Genomic DNA, 17,049 nt, shown 5'->3' on the forward strand with positions numbered 1-17,049 from the left:
CTGCGGCCGGGGCCCGTCGTGCGCAACTCGTGATCAGCTGCAGCCGCTGGTGGAGCCGCAGCCCTCGCAGACGTAGCAGGAGCCGGCGGGGCGCATCTTCGTCCCGCAGGTCATGCACATCGGCGCGTCGGCGGTCTTGCCCTGGAACTTCTCCAGCAGCTCGGCCGAGCTGTGGATCTGGCCGCTGACCTCACGGGCGGAGGCGGCGCCAGCGCCCGAGGTGACCTCGGCCGCGTGCTCCTCGACCGGGGCGTCGGCCTTCTTCGAGGACGGGGCGGCGGACTGGCTGTAGGTCTCCAGCTCGTCCTCGAGGTCCTCGTCGTCCTCGTTCGGCGCGGCCGCGTAGGACCCCGTCTCGAGCTGGCGGGCGCGCTCCTCGGCGGTATGGATGCCCATGAAGGAGCGGGTCTCGAAGTCGAGGTAGTCCAGCGCGAGGCGACGGAAGACGTAGTCCATGATCGACTGCGCCATCCGCACGTCCGGGTCGTCGGTCATGCCGGCCGGCTCGAAGCGCAGGTTGGTGAACTTCTCGACGTAGGTCTCGAGCGGCACGCCGTGCTGCAGCGCGATGGAGATCGCGATGGAGAAGGCGTCCATGAGACCGGCGAGGGTCGAGCCCTGCTTGCCGAACTTGAGGAAGATCTCGCCGAGCTCGCCGTCGTCGTACGTGCCCGACGTGAGGTAGCCCTCGGCCCCGCCGACGGCGAAGGACGTGGTCTGCGAGGTGCGGCGCTTGGGCAGACGACGACGCAGCGGGCGGTACTCGACGACCTTCTCCGGCTCCGCGGCCTCGGTCTTCGCGTCCTTGGCGTCCTTCGCGTCCTTGGCGGTCGAGCCGCCGTCGGAGAGCGGCTGGCCGACCTTGCAGTTGTCGCGGTAGACCGCGAGCGCCTTGAGCCCGAGCTTCCAGCCCTGGATGTAGACGTCCTCGATCTCCTCGACGGTCGCGTCCTCCGGCAGGTTGACCGTCTTGCTGATCGCGCCGGAGAGGAAGGGCTGGGTCGCCGCCATCATCCGCACGTGACCCATCGGGCTGATCGAGCGCGCACCCATCGCGGTGTCGAAGACCTCGTAGTGCTCGGTCTTCAGGCCGGGGGCGTCGATGACGTGGCCCTTGTCGGCGATGTACTCGACGATCGCCTCGACGGTCTCCTGCGCGTAGCCGAGCTTCTTCAGCGCGCGCGGGATGGTGAGGTTGACGATCTGCATCGAGCCGCCGCCGACGAGCTTCTTGAACTTCACGAGCGAGAAGTCCGGCTCGATGCCGGTGGTGTCGCAGTCCATCATGAAGCCGATGGTGCCGGTGGGCGCGAGGACCGAGGCCTGCGCGTTGCGGTAGCCGTTCTTCTCGCCGAGCGTGATGACGGCGTCCCACGCCTTCGTCGCGGCCGCGTGGATGTCCTTGTCCATCGTGTGCAGCGTGCGGACCTGGTCGTTGGCCGCCTGGTGCTTGCGCATGACGCGCTTGTGGGCGTCGGCGTTGCGGGCGTAACCGGCGTAGGGGCCGACGACCGCGGCGAGCTCGGCGGAGCGCTTGTAGGCGGCACCGGTGAGCAGCGAGGTGATCGACGCGGCGAGGGCGCGGCCGCCGTCGGAGTCGTAGCCGTGGCCGGTCGCCATGAGCAGCGCACCGAGGTTGGCGTAGCCGATGCCCAGCTGACGGTAGTCACGGGTCGTCTCGCCGATCGGCTCGGTCGGGAAGTCCGCGAAGCAGATGGAGATGTCCATCGCGGTGATGACGAGCTCGGCGACCTTCTGGAAGGTCGCGACGTCGAAGGTGTCGTCGTCGCGCAGGAACTTCAGCAGGTTGAGCGAGGCGAGGTTGCAGCTGGAGTTGTCGAGCGACATGTACTCGCTGCACGGGTTGGACGCGGTGATCCGGCCCGTCTCGGGGTTGGTGTGCCAGTCGTTGATCGTGTCGTCGTACTGGATGCCCGGGTCGGCGCACTCCCACGCGGCCTTGGCGATCTTGCCCATGAGCTCACGGGCGTCGACGGTGGAGATGACCGAGCCGTCCTTGCGGGAGGTGAGCCCGAAGTCGGTGCCGTCCTCGACCGCACGCATGAACTCGTCGCTGACGCGCACCGAGTTGTTCGCGTTCTGGTACTGGACCGAGACGATGTCGGCGCCGCCGAGGTCCATGTCGAAGCCCGCGTCGCGCAGGGCCCGGATCTTGTCCTCCTCGCGGGCCTTGGTCTCGACGAACTCCTCAATGTCCGGGTGGTCGACGTCGAGGACGACCATCTTCGCCGCGCGACGCGTGGCGCCACCGGACTTGATGGTGCCCGCCGACGCGTCGGCACCGCGCATGAAGCTCACGGGGCCGGAGGCGGTGCCGCCGGAGGAGAGCAGCTCCTTGCTGGACCGGATGCGGGAGAGGTTGAGGCCGGCGCCGGAGCCGCCCTTGAAGATGAAGCCCTCTTCCTTGTACCAGTTGAGGATCGAGTCCATCGAGTCGTCGACGGAGAGGATGAAGCACGCCGAGACCTGCTGGGGGCTCTTCGTGCCGACGTTGAACCACACCGGGGAGTTGAAGCTGAAGACTTGGTGGAGCAGGGCGTAGGTCAGCTCGTGCTCGAAGATCTCGGCGTCGACCGGGGTCGCGAAGTAGCCGTGGTCCTTGCCCGCCTTGACGTAGGTGAGCACGACGCGGTCGATGAGCTGCTTGAGACCCTGCTCGCGCTCGGGCGTGCCGACGGCGCCGCGGAAGTACTTCGTCGTGACGATGGTGCTCGCGTTGGCCGACCAGAAGTCGGGGAACTCGACCCCGCGCTGCTCGAAGATCGTCGCGCCGGTCTTCCAGTTCTGCTGGACGACGTCGCGCTTCTCCCAGGTCACCTCGTCGTAGGGGTGGACGCCCTCGGTGGTGTAGATGCGCTCGACCGTGATGCCGCGGTTCTTCGCGGATCGACGGGTGCTGGGCTTGCCGGCGGTCTCGGTCATGGTCCCTCTCTCGGTGGTGCGGGTCTGCAGGTGGTGCTGCTCATGTGGTGCTGTGTGGTGCGGGCGGCGTGCAAGGGAAGACCTCGCATCAAGCGTGTCACCGGGTACCGACAGCCCGATCGCGTGCCGGTACCCGGGGGTCTAGGGGGCGTCCTGCGCGAGAGCGGTGTGCTCGGCGCGCAGCAGGGTGATGGCGGCCTCGAAGTCCTCGAGCGAGTCGAAGGCCTGGTAGACGCTCGCGAAGCGCAGGTAGGCGACCTCGTCGAGCTCGCGCAGCGGGCCGAGGATCGCCATCCCGATCTCGTGGGCGTCGATCTCGGCGCTGCCCTGCGCCCGCACGGCCTCCTCGACGCGCTGGGCGAGCAGGGCCAGCTGGTCCTCGGTGACCGGTCGGCCCTGGCAGGCCTTGCGGACGCCGACGAGGACCTTGGCCCGGCTGAAGGGCTCCGCCGCCCCCGAGCGCTTCGTCACGCTCAGGCTCGCGCTCTCGAGCGTGGTGAAGCGCCGGTTGCACTCGGGGCACTGCCGACGACGACGGATCGAGGACCCGTCGTCAGCCGTGCGCGAGTCGATGACGCGAGAGTCGGTGTGACGGCAGAAGGGGCAGTGCACGATGCTCTCCTCTCGGGCACGGTGGCACAGGTCGGGCACCGGCTGACTTGCACGAGGCGGGTCGCCGGCTGTGGACCGGGGTGTGGATCAGGGCGGTTCTGCTGTGGACATCTGTCGACAACCGGTGGACAACATCGTCGTACATGTGCACTACATGTGGACGAATGACATCGGTGTAACCACTAGATGTAGTGCCATTTCATCACGCCCACCACCACGCACGCAAGACCCGGCAAGCCCCCGGGCGAGAAGGCCCGGGATACCGGGCGACACGCCGGTGCGAGGCCCTGTCGACAGCCGGCGGGGACAGCACGACGGCCGCACCCGGTGGAGGTGCGGCCGTCGCTATCGCCCGGGTCGGGTCGAGGGACCCGGGTGGTCTGGTGATCCGTCGTGACGGTCAGCGCGTCGGGATGACGAGCTCCTGGCCGGCGTGGACGAAGGGGGTGCTCAGCGCGTTCTCCGAGCGGATGGCCGAGACGGCCGCGCTCGTGGGCACGCCGGGCATCTGGCGGGCGGCGACGTCGCTGAGGGTCTGCCCCTGCTCGACGGTGACGGTCGTGGCCGCCGCGGCCTCGCCGCCCGCGGTCGCGATGCCGGTGCCGAGCGCGAGCAGCGCCGCGACGGCGATCGTCGTGAGCGCGAGGCGACCCCGACGGGTCACCCGCAGCTCGGTGGGGACGTCGGTCCCCGTCGGCACGGACACGAGGTGGCGCTCGGCCCGGCGCGGGTCGCGCAGCGCCGAGGGCCGGGCAGCGTGCTGCGGGGCCTGGACGGTGAGTGCGCTCATGGTCTCCTCCTGGTCGTCTGGTCGAACCGGTGTTCGACGAGGCGTCTGCACGATGTCTAGCACAGGTGTTCGAGCGAGAACAAGACACGCTCGAACATGTGTTTGATCTAGACCGGGCCGAGCACTACCGTCGGCCACACGGGAGAGACAACCAGCGAGCACCGACAACGCTGTCCTCCCCCGCAGGAGCAGGCCACCAGCCGCCCCCTCACGGGTCGCGGCGCGAGCGAGACAGCGAGGGGCGCGATGAGCGAGGACAACATCCGCACGTTGCCGGTGCGGGACAACGGCGAGGGGCTGACCGCCCGGCAGGTCAAGGTCCTCGAGGTGATCCGCAGCGCGGTCGCGACGCGGGGCTACCCGCCGAGCCTGCGCGAGATCGGCGACGCGGTCGGGCTGACGAGCCCGAGCTCGGTGGCCCACCAGCTGACCGCGCTCGAGCGCAAGGGCTACCTGCGCCGTGACCCCAACCGGCCCCGCGCCATCGAGGTCGTCTCGCCCGAGGCGCCCCGCTCCCCCGAGGGCGACGCGCAGACCCACGACATCGCCGGCTACCGCGGTGGCGCCAGCCCCCACGACCCCGACGCGACGGGCAGCGGCGACGCCCACCCCGCCGCCACGTACGTGCCGGTGCTCGGCCAGATCGCCGCGGGCGTGCCGATCGTCGCCGAGGAGAGCGTCGAGGAGGTCTTCCCGCTGCCGAAGCAGGTCGTCGGCGAGGGCTCCCTCTTCCTCCTGCGCGTCGTCGGCGACTCGATGATCGAGGCCGCGATCTGCGACGGCGACTGGGTCGTCGTGCGCCAGCAGCCGACGGCCGACAACGGCGACATCGTCGCGGCGATGCTCGACGACGAGGCGACGGTCAAGACCTTCAAGCGACGTGACGGCAAGGTGTGGCTGCTCCCCCACAACCCCGCCTTCGAGCCGATCGACGGCGACCACGCGACGATCCTCGGCAAGGTCACCGCGGTCCTGCGCCGCATCTGAGCCTGGCGCGCCGCCCCGGCCGGACGGGCCCGCCCCTGCACGGGGCGGGCCCGTCCAGCGTGGCGGGGCGGTCAGCCGACCTGTGCGCTGGCGCGGACCAGCGCGTCCAGGCTCGTGTCGAGCGAGCCGTCGACCCGGTGGGTCGCGAGGTCGTCACCGCGCGTGCGTCCCCTCGTGATGATGACGACCGGCGTGCCGAGCTTGGCGGCCCGCCGCACGAAGCGCAGGCCGGACATCACCTGCAGGCTCGACCCGAGCACGAGCAGGCTCGGCGCCGCCTCCGTGAGCGCGAAGCAGTGCTCGACGAGCGGCTTGTCGACCGAGCCGCCGAAGAAGACGACGTCGGGCTTGAGCATGTCCGACCCGCACACGAGGCAGAGCGGCGCCTCGAAGGTCTCGACCTCGACCTCCTCGAGGCGCACGTCGCCGTCGGGTCGGATCTCGTCGCTGTCCGCGTCGAAGCCGGGGTTGCGCTGCGCCATCCGCTCGTCGAGCGCGGCCCGGGCCTCCCGGGCGCCGCACGCGAGGCAGACCACCTCGGCCAGGCTCCCGTGCAGCTCGACGACACCGGTGCTGCCGGCCGCCTGGTGCAGGCCGTCGACGTTCTGGGTGATGACGGCGCCGACCTGACCGCGCTCCTGCAGGTGCGTGACGAGCTCGTGGGCGCGGTTGGGCAGGGCTGCGCTGAAGCGGCGCCACCCCACGTAGCTGCGCGCCCAGTAGCGCCGCCGGGCGGCGCTGCTGCCGATGAACTCCGACAGGTGCATCGGCGTCACCCGGCGCGTGCCGTCCGGACCGCGGTAGTCGGGGATCCCCGAGTCGGTCGACATCCCCGCGCCGGTGAGGGCCAGCGCCGGCCCGCGGCTCAGCACGTCGGCGATCTCGCGGAAGGTCTCGGGGGTGCTCACCGCACCAGTATCCGCCCCCCGCGGCCGCGGGCGTCGCGCGAGGACCTGACCGTCCCCTGCGGGGCGTCCGCCCAGGTCAGAGCCCGAGATACCACCCCGAAGGCTGTAGTGCGCTCGCGGCCCCCGCTCGCCGGAGGTCACTAGCGTCCACAAGGTCAGGCAGGCCGGCAGCGTCGCCAGCGCCCGGGTCTGCGCCCGTTGCACCACTCACCGAAGAGGGGACTGCAGATGACCGCAGGACCGTACGACCAGGACCGCTCGACCCCGGGCAGCGCAGGCGCCGGCACGGCGTCCGTCGCCAAGGACGAGGCCGCCTCCGTCGCCGGAGACGCCCGGGAGGGCACCCAGCAGGTCGCCGCGACCGCGAAGGACGAGGCCCAGCACGTCGCCCAGGAGACCCAGCAGCAGATCCGCGACCTCTACCACCAGGTGCGCTCCGAGCTGAGCAGCCAGGGGTCGGACCAGCAGAGCCGAGCTGCGGGCGGGTTGCGCACCCTCGCCGACGACCTCGGCGGGATGGCCGATCACGCCGACTCCGGCGTCGGCGGCGACCTCGCCCGACAGGCGGCTCAGCGCACCCGCACCGCGGCGGACTGGCTCGAGGCCCGCGAGCCCGGTGACGTCGTCGCCGAGCTCACGAGCTACGCACGCCGCCGCCCGGGCGCCTTCCTCGCCGGCGCGGCCGTCCTCGGCCTCGTCGCGGGTCGCCTCACCCGTGGGGTGGTCGCCGAGAAGCAGGACGACACCACGCCGCAGGACGAGGGCACACCCTTCGCCCGGCGGCACGCAGAGGCTCCGGTGCAGGCGCCGCCCGTGGCCCCGCCGCCGACCCCGCACGTTGCCACGGGTCCCCCGCCGCCCGTCTCTCCCCCCGCGTCCGGCATCCCGACGGCGGGCCCGATGCCGGGAGAGCAGGCCGGCCTCGGCGACCCGACGACCACCGGTGGGCTGCGGCCATGACCGACCCCGTCTACAGCCCCGCCGCGGGCGGCGGTCCGCCGAGCTCTGGAGCGTCGGCCGCGGGCCCTGCCGGAGGGACGACACCCCCGGCCGAGCCTCTCCACGGCGCGCACGACACCTACCCGAAGGGCGAGATCGGCTCGATCGGCGCGCTCATCTCCGACATCGCGACCGACATGTCGACGCTCGTGCGCCAGGAGCTCGAGCTCGCCAAGGCCGAGGCCAAGGAGTCGGCCACCCAGGCCGGCAAGGGCGCCGGGATGCTCGCCGGGGCGGGGGTGGCCGCGCACGTCATGGCGATCTTCGCGACGGCCTTCCTCATGTTCGTCCTCGCCGAGCTCTTCGACAGCCTCATCTGGGCCGCCCTCGTGGTGACCCTGCTGTGGGCCGTCGCCGCCGCCACGCTCGCGGTGCTGGGGCGCAACCAGCTGAAGAGGGTCCGCGGGCTGCCGCAGACCACGGAGACGGTCAAGGCCGTCCCCGACGCCATCTCACGAGACGAGGACAGGGCATGAGCATGTACGAGGACGACATCGCCGCGACGAGCGGCACCGACCCCTACGCCGGGCAGCCTGCGGTCGCACCCGCGGCGCAGGCCCAGAGCCCGGACGAGATCCGGCGCGAGATCGAGCGGACCCGCGGCGACCTCAGCCGCGACGTCGACGCACTGGGCGAGGCCGTCCAGCCGGGCAACGTCGCCCGCCGTCAGGCCCAGAAGGTCGGCGGGGCGGCCGTCGGCGCGAAGAACTCGCTCAAGGACAAGATCATGGGCTCCGACGACCCGTACGACGACTCGCCGGGTCTGGGCGACCGGGCCGGCCAGGCCGCGCACGCCGTCGGGGACCGCGCGCAGGACGTGCGTCAGCAGACCCGACGCCGCGCCCAGGGCAACCCGCTCGCGGCGGGCGCGATCGCCCTCGCCGCCGGCTGGCTCGTGGGATCGCTGCTCCCGGCGAGCGAGAAGGAGCGCTCGGTGGCCCGCACGGCGATGGACAACGCCGACAAGGCTCAGCCGCTCGTCGACGAGGCCAAGAGCGCGGCGCAGGAGGCCGCGGGCAACCTCAAGGAGCCTGCCCAGCAGGCGGCGGCCTCGCTCAAGGACACCGCCCAGGAGTCCGTCGAGACCGTCCGCACAGAGGGCGAGCAGCAGGCGCAGCAGGTCAAGGACAGCGCCCAGGACTCGAAGGAGACGGTGCAGGAGCACCAGCAGGGCGCGTGACTCGTCGGCGACCCCGACGGGCGAAGGGGTGCCCCCACCAGGTGGTGGTGGGCACCCCTTCGTCCGGTCGTGCCCGCCCGTCCTGCGCGCGAGGCTCCCGGCGCCGCTCGGAGCGCGCCGGGGCTGCGGCTATCGTGACCGCATGATCGACGCTGCAGGGCTGCGGGTGATGCGCGCCATCGCTGACGAGGGCAGCTTCACCGCCGCCGCGCTCGCGCTCGGGTACTCCCAGCCGGCGGTCTCGCAGATGGTGCGCCGTCTCGAGCAGCGCACCGGCACGGTGCTCGTCGAGAAGGTCGGTCGCTCGGTGCGCCTCACCGAGGCCGGCGAGGTGCTCGCCCGGCACGCCGGACCGGTCCTCGCCGCGCTCGACGCCGCCGAGGAAGAGGTGGCAGCCATCGCCGGCCTGCGCGCCGGTCGGGTCCGGCTCATGGCCTTCCCGAGCTCGTCGGTCACCCTCGTGCCCCGCGCCCTCGCCGCGGTGCGCCGCGCGCACCCGGACGTCAAGGTCACCTTCACCGAGGCCGAGCCGCCCGAGTCACTCGCGGCGCTGCGCGGCGGCGACTGCGACCTCGCGGTCGCCTTCAGCTACGACGGCACCGACCTCGGGCGGGGCGAGGACCTCGAGGGCTTCGTCGTCCACCCCCTCCTCACCGAGGAGGTGGGCATCGCCCTGCCGAAGGGGCACCGCCTCGCCGAGGAGGAGCGGGTCGACCTCTCCGACCTCTCGGAGGAGGAGTGGATCGCGGGCTGCCCGCGATGTCGCGGTCACCTGCTGCAGATCTCGCACGACGCGGGCTTCGCGCCGCGTGTGGCCTTCGAGACCGAGGACTACGTCGCGGTGCAGGGCTTCGTCGCCGCGGGGCTGGGCGTCGCGCTCATCCCCGACATCATCCGCGAGGCCACGGCCAACGACGACGTCGTCGTGCGCCCGCTCAACCCGCCGACCCGGCGCCACATCCACGTCGTGACGACCGAGGACCTGCAGCGCGTGCCGGCCGTGCAGGCCGCGGTCACCGCTCTCGTCGACGCCGCGGCCCGCTGAGGGCCTAGCTGCTCGCGCCGGCCTCGGCGTGCTGGCCGTCGCACCACTGCTCGGCGGGGACCTGCGCGCGGACCTGGTCGACGTGCTCGCCGCAGCCGGCCCACGTCGTCTTGCCGCAGACCTCGCACGGGACGGGTCGGCACATGAGGATCACGCTCCTGCTCGATCGGGACTGATGTCACCGCGAGGGTAGCCCCCGCGGGCCTCGTCCCCCTCACCCACAGGGGCCCCTCGGCGCGGTCCGCCGTCCACAGCCCGCCGTGGTGGCCCGCTGCGAGCGTCCCGGCGTTCGTAACGTCGCGCCATGCGCAGACCGGACGAGCCCAGCGAGCGCCTGCGACGCATCCTCGACGGCGTCGAGGACGCCCGCGCCACCGACCCCGCGGACGGCGACCCCGACCTGGACCCCGATCTCCCCGACGAGGGGACGCGAGACGGGCCGGTACCCCAGCCGCCCCGGCCGCTGACCCTGCCGTCGAGCATCGCGACGGCCCGGTGGCAGGTCCGCCCCCGCGCGGTCGTCGGGGTGGCCCTGCTGCTCGCGGTCGCCGTCACGGTGCTCGGGGTCAGGCTGCACCTCGCCCAGCGCGACGCGCTGCCGCAGGCCGCACCGGCCACGTCGGGCGGTCCTGCCGTGGTGGCGAGCGGTGACCGCTCCGGCTTCGAGACCGGCGTCGGCACCGAGCCGGTGCCCAGCGGCACCGCACCGGCTCGAGCCACGCCGGCGGCGGAGGTGTACGTGCACGTCGTGGGACGGGTGCGCAGCCCGGGGGTGGTCACCGTGCCCGCAGGCGCCCGCGTCGAGGAGGCGATCAAGGGCGCCGGGGGCGTGCGCGAGGGTGCCGATCTCGCCCAGGTCAACCTCGCCCGACCGGTCGTCGACGGCGAGCAGGTGGTCGTCCCGCGCGAAGGGGGCGCCACCCCCGTCGCCGGAGGGGTCCCGGCACCCGCCGGACCCACGGCACCGGCTGCTGCTCCGGGCGGACCGGCGGGCACCGCGGCCCCGTCGGCGCCGGTCGACCTCAACACCGCCGACCAGGCCACGCTGGAGACCCTGCCCGGCGTCGGACCCGTCCTCGCCGCACGGATCGTCGAGTGGCGCACGACGAACGGCGGCTTCACTACCGTCGAGGAGCTCGACGAGGTCTCGGGCATCGGCGAGAAGCTCTACGCCCAGATCAGCCCGAAGGTCACCGTGTGAGCCCCGGGCCGGCGCGGCGGGAGCCGACGAGCACCGCGCCGGTGAGGGCGCCCGACCGGGTCGACCTGCGTCTGCTCGTGCCCGCTCTCGCCGCCTGGGCCGTCACGGTCGGCGCCCTGGGTGTGCCGGTGCCGGTGCGGGTCGGGTGCGCGCTCGCATGCCTCCTCCTCGGTGGCGTCGTCCTCGCGTCCCGCTCGCCCGCACACCGCCCGCCCGCACACCGCCCGATCGCACACCGCCCAACAGTGCGACACGACGACGCGGGACACCAGGCGATGCGACGCCAGTCCGTGCGCGGCTCGTCCGGCACCCGCCCAGCGTCCTGGCGCTCCGGGCTCGCTGCGCTCCTGGGCCTGTCGTGCCTGACGAGCGCGGCCTGCCTGCTCGCCTCCGCGGCGCACGACACGCGCTCTCGGGTCGGCGGGGTCGTCGAGCTGGCCGAGCAGCGCGTGTCCGTGACGTGCACGGCCGTCGTCCTCGGCGAGCCGGTGCTCGTGCGGGGCCACGGGTCCGAGGAGCCCGCGGTGATGCTGCGCGTGCGGCTGACCCAGACGAGCGTGCGCGGGCAGGTCCGGCGTCTGCACGCCCCCGTCGTCGTGCGCTCGTCGGACCCGGCCTGGCGCGACCTGCGCTGGCACGACGAGATCCGCGTCGCCGGCACGCTCGTGCCCGGCCGCCCCTACGAGCCGACCGTCGCCGTGCTCCGGCCCCGCGGACCGCCCGAGGTCGGCGAGCGAGGGCCGCTGCTCGCCGCCGCCGACCACATGCGCTCACGGCTGCGCGAGGCGACCGACCACCTGCCCGCCGACGCACGCGGGCTCGTGCCCGCCCTCGTCATCGGCGACACGAGCGTCACCCCGCCCGACCTCACCGACGACATGCTCGTCACCGGGATGTCGCACCTGTCGGCCGTGAGCGGGAGCAACGTCGCGATCGTCCTCGCCGCGGTGCTCGGCGCCTGCCGTCTCGCCGGCTGCCCCCGCCGAGCCCGGCCGTGGGTGGCGGCTCTCGCGCTGGCGTGGTTCGTCGTGCTGGCCCGTCCGGAGCCCAGCGTCGTGCGTGCCGCGACCATGGGTCTCGTCGCGCTGCTCGGCATGAGCGCGTCGCGTCGTGGCGCGGGTGCGCCGGCGCTGTCCGCCGCGGTCGTCGTCCTCCTCCTGCTCGACCCGTGGCTCGCCCGCAGCTACGGCTTCGCGCTGTCGACGCTCGCGACGCTCGGCCTGCTGCTCTTCGTGCGGCCGTGGTCGCGGGCGATCAACGCCCGGCTCCCCCGGCGCCTGCACGTCGTCGGGCCGGCCGTCGCCATCCCCGTCGCCGCGCATCTCGCGTGCGCCCCGGTCGTCGTCCTCCTCCAGGGATCGGTGAGCACGGTGAGCGTGCTCGCCAACCTCGTCGCCGCGCCGCTCGTCGCCCCGACGACGGTCGCCGGCGTCCTCACGGCGCTCGTCGCGCTGCTCTCACCGAGCCTCGCGTCGTGGCCCGCCTGGCTGGCCGGCCTGCCGGCGCTGGGCATCGCCCGCGTCGCCCGGGTCAGCGCGGACGTGCCCGGAGGATCCGTCGACTGGCCGGACGGCACCCGCGGGGCGCTCCTCCTCGCCGGCCTCACCGTGATCGGGCTCCTCGCCGCGCCCTACCTCGGCTACCGGGCCCGCGCGGCGCCGGTGCTCGCGTGCTGCGTGGTCCTCGTCCTCGCCAGCGCGGCTGTCCCCCGGCGAGTGCTCGTCGAGGTGCCGGACGACTGGGTGATGGCGGCCTGCGACGTCGGCCAGGGCGACGCGCTGGTCCTCGCCACCGGGCCGGGTCGCGCGGTGCTCGTCGACGTCGGCCCCGACCCCGCCGCGGTCGACAGCTGCCTGTCCCGACTCGGCGTGCGCCGGCTGGACGCGGTCGTGCTGACCCACCTGCACGCCGACCACGTCGGCGGTCTCACCGGCGCGCTCGACGAGCGCCCCACCCAGCGGCTGCTCGTGTCGCCGGTGCGCGACCCCGAGGACGCGGACCGCGAGGTGCGGGCGGAGGCGCGGCGCCGCGGCATCGCCGTGAGCGAGGTCGTCGCCGGCGACCGGCTGAGCATCGGCCCGGTGACCGGCAGCGTGTGGTGGCCGGCCCGCAGGATCACCGAGGGCTCGGTGCCCAACAACGCCTCGCTCGTGCTGCGACTGCGGATCGGCGAGGTCGACGTGCTGCTGCTCGGCGACATCGAGCGCGAGGCCGGGCACGCGATCCTCCTCCCGCTGCGACGAGACCCCGTGATGTCCGCAGAGGCGGCCGACGTCGACGTCCTCAAGGTCGCCCACCACGGCTCGGCGAACGTCGACGAGGACCTCATGGCGGCCGTCGCCGCACCGGACGCCCTCATCAGCGTCGGCGCGGACAACGACTACGGACACCCCGCCCCTCCCCTGCTCGCGCTCCTCGCCCGCACCGGCACTCGGGTCTGGCGCACCGACGTCCACGGCCTGCTCGTCGTCGTGCCCGACGGCGACGGCGCAGCGGTGGGCTCGCTCCCGTGAGGGCCAGGGCCGCGAGCGACAGCCCGCCGGCGAGATCCCGCCAGCGAGATCAGCTCTCGAAGCGGGGGGCGAGGGTCACCGCGATGGTGCCCGGCCCGACGTGCGCGCCGATGACCGCGCCGAGCTCGACGACGCGGGGCTGCTCCTCGAGCGACGCCGCGAGGTGATCGCACAGCGTCTGGGCCCGCTCGTCGGCGTCGAGGTGGTGCACGGCGACGTCGAGCGTCGCCCCGCTCGCCCTGATGCGCCCCGCCCGCTCGAGGCAGATCGCCTCGAGCCGGCCCAGCGCGCGCCCCGCGGTGCGCACGCGCTCCAGCGGCTGGACCGCGCCGTCGCGGACCTCGAGGATCGGCTTGATCGCCAGCGCGGACCCGAGCAGCGCCTGGGCGCCCCCGATCCGCCCGCCGCGGCGCAGGTGCTCGAGCGTGTCGACGTAGACGACGACCTCACTGGCTGCGGTGACCCGGCGGGCAGCCGCCTCGCACGCGTCGAGGTCGGCGCCGGCCGCCGCGAGGACGGCGGCCTCCTCGGCCGCCACCCCCAGCGGACGGGCGATGGTCTGGGTGTCGACGACACGCACGGGCACGGGCGAGTCGACGGCGGCGCTCGCAGCCGCGTCGACGGTCCCCGACAGCGCCGAGGAGAGGTGCACCGACACGATCGCGTCAGCCCCCTGCTCGACGAGCCGCTCGTAGGCCTCGAGGAAGACGTGGGGGGTGGGCCGCGACGTCGAGACCGGCGAGCGCCGGCGCATCGACTGCGCGAGGAGCCCGGGGGCGAGCGTGCCGTCGGTGTGCGACACCCCGTCGACGACGACCTGGAGCGGCACCGTCGTCACCGACCCACGACCCGCCAGGACGGCGGTGGAGTCGGTGACGACGGCAACCGGGGTCATCGGCTCAGGCCGGCACGACGTTGACGAGTTTCGGGGCGCGCACGACGACGGTGCGCACACCCCCGTCGATCAGGCTCGCGACCTTCGGGCTGGCGAGCGCCAGCTCGCGCAGCTCGTCCTCGCCGATGTCGCTGGGCACCTCGAGACGGTCCTTGACCTTGCCGCGCACCTGCACGACGCAGGTGACGGTCTCCTCGACGAGGCGCGACGGGTCGGCCTGCGGGAAGGCCTCGTGGGCGAGCGAGCCCTCGTGACCCAGGCGCGACCACAGCTCCTCGGCGATGTGCGGCGCGAGCGGGGCAACCATGAGCACGATCGCCTCGGCCGCCTCGCGGGGCACACCGCCCTCGATCTTCGTCAGCGCGTTGTTGAGCTCGGTGAGCCGGGCGATCGCGGTGTTGAAGCCCAGCCCCGCGTAGTCGGCGCGCACCGCGTCGATCGTGCGGTGCAGGACGGCCGCGGTCGCGTCGTCGAGCGGGGCGTCGACGACGGTGACCTCGCCGCTCTCCTCGTCGACGACGTTGCGCCAGAGCCGCTGCAGGAAGCGCTGCGGGCCGACGACGGCACGGGTGTCCCACGGCTTGCTCTGCTCGAGCGGGCCCAGACCCATCTCGTAGAGCCGGAAGGTGTCCGCGCCGTACGTCTCGTACATCTCGTCGGGGCTGACCATGTTCTTCAGCGACTTGCCGATCTTGCCGAACTCCCGGGTCACCGGCTGGCCCTGCCAGGTGAAGGTGCCGTCGGGCCCCTCCTCGACCTCGCGCGCCTCGACCGGCTGGTCCCGGGCGTCGCGGTAGGCGGCCGCCTGGATGTAGCCCTGGCTGAAGTACGTGCGGAAGGGCTCCGAGGAGCTGACGTGACCGAGGTCGTGGAGCACCTTGTGCCAGAAGCGGGCGTAGAGCAGGTGCAGCACCGCGTGCTCGACGCCGCCGACGTAGAGGTCGACACCACCGGGGTCACGGGTGCCGGCGGGCGCGCCGGCGACCGGCTCGGGCCGCGGGCCCATCCAGTACCGCTCGTTCTCGGGGTCGACGAGGGCCTGGCCGTTCGCCGGGTCGAGGTAGCGCAGGTAGTACCAGCACGAGCCGGCCCACTGCGGCATGACGTTGGTGTCGCGGCGGAAGCGGCGCGGGCCGCGCCCGTCGCCGAGGTCGAGCTCGACGCTCACCCAGTCGGCGTCGCGGGCGAGGGGCGGCTCGGGCTCGCTGCCGGCGTCGTCGGGGTCGTAGGTGCGCGGGCTGTAGTCCGGCACGTCCGGGAGCTCGACGGGCAGCTGGTCCTCGGGCACCCCGTAGGCGATGCCGTCCTCGTCGAAGAGGACGGGGAAGGGCTCGCCCCAGTAGCGCTGACGGGCGAAGAGCCAGTCGCGCAGCTTGTAGGTGACCGCGCCCTCGCCCAGCCCCTTGCCCTCGAGCCAGGTCGTGATGCTCTCCTTGGCCTCGGCGACGCCGAGCCCGTCGAGGGAGATCTCGTCGTTGCTCGAGTTGATGGCCGGGCCGTCGCCGGTGAAGGCGGTCGACTCGTCGTGGTCGGCCGGGGGCTGCACGGTGCGCACGACCGGCAGCTCGAAGGCGGTCGCGAAGTCCCAGTCGCGCTCGTCCTGGGCGGGCACGGCCATGATCGCGCCGGTGCCGTAGCCCATGAGGACGTAGTCGGCGACGAAGACGGGCACGCGCGTGCCGGTGACGGGGTTGGTCGCCCAGCCACCGGTGAAGACGCCGGTCTTCTCCTTGCCCTCGGCCTGGCGCTCGAGATCGGTCTTCGCCGCGGCCTGGGCGCGGTAGGCGGCCACCGCCTCGCCGGGGCTGCCCGCTCCCCCGGTCCACGCGTCCCGTGTGCCCTCGGGCCAGCCGCCCTCGGGGACGAGCTCGTCGACGAGCGGGTGCTCGGGGGCGAGGACCATGAAGGTCGCGCCGAAGAGGGTGTCAGGCCGGGTCGTGAAGACCTCGATCCCGGTGCCGGGGGCACCGTCGACCGGGAAGGTCACCCGCGCGCCCTGGCTGCGCCCGATCCAGTTGCGCTGCATGATCTTGACCTTCTCGGGCCAGTCGACCCCGTCGAGGTCGTCGGCGAGCCGGTCGGCGTACTCGGTGATCCGCATGACCCACTGGCGCAGGTTGCGCTTGAAGACCGGGAAGTTGCCGCGGTCCGAGCGGCCCTCGTTCGTGACCTCCTCGTTGGCGAGCACGGTGCCCAGCCCCGGGCACCAGTTGACCTGGGCCTCGACGCTCTGCACGAGGCGCCGGGCGTCGAGCAGGTCGGCCCGCTCGACGTGCGAGAGGTCGTCCCAGCCGCGGCCGTCGTCGGCCGGGAGCGGGCGGCGCCCGCTGCGGTACTCCTCGACGAGGTCGGCGATCGGTCGGGCCCGCCCGATGCCGCCGTCCTCGCGCGGGGCGTCGGCGTCGTACCAGGAGTTGAAGATCTGCAGGAAGATCCACTGCGTCCAGCGGTAGTAGTCGGGGTCGATCGTGCGGATCGCCCGACGGTCGTCGTGGCCGAGCCCGAGACGGCGCAGCTGGCGCGCCATGATCGCGATGTTCGCCTCGGTCGTCGTGCGCGGGTGCTGACCGGTCTGCACCGCGTACTGCTCGGCCGGCAGCCCGAAGGCGTCGTAGCCCAGGCAGTGCAGGACGTTCTTGCCGAGCATGCGGTTGTAGCGCGCGACGACGTCGGTGGCGATGTAGCCCAGCGGGTGGCCGACGTGCAGCCCGGCCCCGCTGGGGTAGGGGAACATGTCGAGGACGAGCAGATGACCCTCGGGGTGGGCGGCGACGCCCTCCGGGTCGGCCCAGGGGCCGGCGGGGTTGGACGCGTGGAAGGTGCCCTCGCTCTCCCACCGGTCCTGCCAGGAGAGCTCGATCTGGTCGGCGAGTGCGGCCGTGTAACGGTGCGGGGTCTGGCTCATCGGTCCTTGTCTCTCGCGATCGTCAGCGGGCACGGGAGCCCGACTTGGCAGGATACCGGCCGTGCGCCGGC

14 protein-coding genes are annotated in these 17,049 nt (G+C 73.2%); 7 read left to right on the forward strand and 7 right to left on the reverse strand.

What is annotated here, in order from left to right:
* Positions 1-33: 33 nt before the first annotated feature.
* The 3 genes from ABIB53_RS01245 to ABIB53_RS01255 form a co-directional block, all read right to left on the reverse strand.
* A complete protein-coding gene (locus tag ABIB53_RS01245; RefSeq protein WP_229299126.1) occupies positions 34-2,943 on the reverse strand; it encodes a vitamin B12-dependent ribonucleotide reductase in 2,910 nt (969 codons plus the stop codon).
* 141 nt (positions 2,944-3,084) lie between these two features.
* Positions 3,085-3,555 carry a transcriptional regulator NrdR gene (gene nrdR, locus ABIB53_RS01250; protein ID WP_123092906.1) on the reverse strand — a complete coding sequence of 157 codons (471 nt, stop codon included), beginning with the start codon at positions 3,553-3,555 and terminating at the stop codon, positions 3,085-3,087.
* 400 nt (positions 3,556-3,955) lie between these two features.
* Positions 3,956-4,345, reverse strand: coding sequence for a LysM peptidoglycan-binding domain-containing protein (locus tag ABIB53_RS01255; RefSeq protein ID WP_354586805.1), 390 nt, complete (start codon positions 4,343-4,345; stop codon positions 3,956-3,958).
* Between the two features lie 246 nt (positions 4,346-4,591).
* On the opposite strand from ABIB53_RS01255, the gene lexA reads away from it, so the two are divergent.
* On the forward strand, positions 4,592-5,332 hold the full coding sequence (lexA, locus tag ABIB53_RS01260) for a transcriptional repressor LexA (protein WP_354586806.1): 741 nt from the start codon (positions 4,592-4,594) through the stop codon (positions 5,330-5,332).
* Between the two features lie 71 nt (positions 5,333-5,403).
* On the opposite strand, the gene ABIB53_RS01265 is transcribed toward lexA, so the two are convergent.
* On the reverse strand, positions 5,404-6,240 hold the full coding sequence (locus ABIB53_RS01265; RefSeq protein WP_354586807.1) for an NAD-dependent protein deacetylase: 837 nt from the start codon (positions 6,238-6,240) through the stop codon (positions 5,404-5,406).
* Between the two features lie 228 nt (positions 6,241-6,468).
* Between ABIB53_RS01265 and ABIB53_RS01270 the strand changes: the two genes are divergently transcribed.
* The 4 genes from ABIB53_RS01270 to ABIB53_RS01285 all read left to right on the forward strand — a co-directional run bounded on the left by ABIB53_RS01270 (position 6,469) and on the right by ABIB53_RS01285 (position 9,464).
* Positions 6,469-7,200: a hypothetical protein gene (locus tag ABIB53_RS01270; RefSeq protein ID WP_354586808.1), complete on the forward strand. Its 732-nt coding sequence runs from the start codon at positions 6,469-6,471 to the stop codon at positions 7,198-7,200.
* A complete protein-coding gene (locus tag ABIB53_RS01275) occupies positions 7,197-7,715 on the forward strand; it encodes a phage holin family protein (protein WP_354586809.1) in 519 nt (172 codons plus the stop codon). The genes ABIB53_RS01270 and ABIB53_RS01275 overlap by 4 nt, the downstream gene beginning before the upstream one ends.
* Positions 7,712-8,419, forward strand: coding sequence for a DUF3618 domain-containing protein (locus ABIB53_RS01280; protein WP_354586810.1), 708 nt, complete (start codon positions 7,712-7,714; stop codon positions 8,417-8,419). Before ABIB53_RS01275 ends, ABIB53_RS01280 begins: the two co-directional genes overlap by 4 nt.
* A 142-nt stretch (positions 8,420-8,561) precedes the next feature.
* Positions 8,562-9,464, forward strand: coding sequence for a LysR family transcriptional regulator (locus ABIB53_RS01285; RefSeq protein ID WP_068274964.1), 903 nt, complete (start codon positions 8,562-8,564; stop codon positions 9,462-9,464).
* Between the two features lie 4 nt (positions 9,465-9,468).
* On the opposite strand, the gene ABIB53_RS01290 is transcribed toward ABIB53_RS01285, so the two are convergent.
* Entirely contained in the window at positions 9,469-9,609 is a 141-nt protein-coding gene (locus ABIB53_RS01290; protein ID WP_201467259.1) for a DUF8730 family Cys-rich protein, read from the reverse strand.
* A 159-nt stretch (positions 9,610-9,768) separates the two neighbouring features.
* Between ABIB53_RS01290 and ABIB53_RS01295 the strand changes: the two genes are divergently transcribed.
* Together ABIB53_RS01295 and ABIB53_RS01300 are read left to right on the forward strand one after the other, a co-directional pair.
* Positions 9,769-10,665, forward strand: a complete 897-nt coding sequence (locus tag ABIB53_RS01295) for a ComEA family DNA-binding protein (RefSeq protein WP_354586811.1) — start codon at positions 9,769-9,771, stop codon at positions 10,663-10,665.
* Positions 10,662-13,178: a ComEC/Rec2 family competence protein gene (locus ABIB53_RS01300; RefSeq protein WP_354586812.1), complete on the forward strand. Its 2,517-nt coding sequence runs from the start codon at positions 10,662-10,664 to the stop codon at positions 13,176-13,178. Before ABIB53_RS01295 ends, ABIB53_RS01300 begins: the two co-directional genes overlap by 4 nt.
* A gap of 49 nt (positions 13,179-13,227) precedes the next feature.
* Here the strand turns inward: ABIB53_RS01300 and ABIB53_RS01305 are convergent, their stop codons facing one another.
* Positions 13,228-14,073, reverse strand: a complete 846-nt coding sequence (locus tag ABIB53_RS01305) for a DegV family protein (RefSeq protein WP_068274957.1) — start codon at positions 14,071-14,073, stop codon at positions 13,228-13,230.
* Between the two features lie 4 nt (positions 14,074-14,077).
* Entirely contained in the window at positions 14,078-16,978 is a 2,901-nt protein-coding gene (gene leuS / locus ABIB53_RS01310; RefSeq protein WP_354586813.1) for a leucine--tRNA ligase, read from the reverse strand.
* Positions 16,979-17,049: the final 71 nt, after the last annotated feature.

The sequence above is a fragment of the Janibacter sp. UYMM211 genome, from assembly GCF_040547045.1.
Classification (GTDB): Bacteria; Actinomycetota; Actinomycetes; order Actinomycetales; family Dermatophilaceae; genus Marihabitans; species Marihabitans melonis.

Bases quoted from the DNA above. Each gene is read 5' to 3' on its own strand.
- ABIB53_RS01245 (WP_229299126.1), bottom strand. From the start codon at position 2,943: ATGACCGAGACCGCCGGCAAGCCCAGCACCCGTCGATCCGCGAAGAAC.
- ABIB53_RS01255 (WP_354586805.1), bottom strand. From the start codon at position 4,345: ATGAGCGCACTCACCGTCCAGGCCCCGCAGCACGCTGCCCGGCCCTCG.
- lexA (WP_354586806.1), top strand. From the start codon at position 4,592: ATGAGCGAGGACAACATCCGCACGTTGCCGGTGCGGGACAACGGCGAG.
- ABIB53_RS01270 (WP_354586808.1), top strand. From the start codon at position 6,469: ATGACCGCAGGACCGTACGACCAGGACCGCTCGACCCCGGGCAGCGCA.
- ABIB53_RS01275 (WP_354586809.1), top strand. From the start codon at position 7,197: ATGACCGACCCCGTCTACAGCCCCGCCGCGGGCGGCGGTCCGCCGAGC.
- ABIB53_RS01280 (WP_354586810.1), top strand. From the start codon at position 7,712: ATGAGCATGTACGAGGACGACATCGCCGCGACGAGCGGCACCGACCCC.
- ABIB53_RS01285 (WP_068274964.1), top strand. From the start codon at position 8,562: ATGATCGACGCTGCAGGGCTGCGGGTGATGCGCGCCATCGCTGACGAG.
- ABIB53_RS01290 (WP_201467259.1), bottom strand. From the start codon at position 9,609: ATGTGCCGACCCGTCCCGTGCGAGGTCTGCGGCAAGACGACGTGGGCC.
- ABIB53_RS01295 (WP_354586811.1), top strand. From the start codon at position 9,769: ATGCGCAGACCGGACGAGCCCAGCGAGCGCCTGCGACGCATCCTCGAC.
- ABIB53_RS01305 (WP_068274957.1), bottom strand. From the start codon at position 14,073: ATGACCCCGGTTGCCGTCGTCACCGACTCCACCGCCGTCCTGGCGGGT.
- leuS (WP_354586813.1), bottom strand. From the start codon at position 16,978: ATGAGCCAGACCCCGCACCGTTACACGGCCGCACTCGCCGACCAGATC.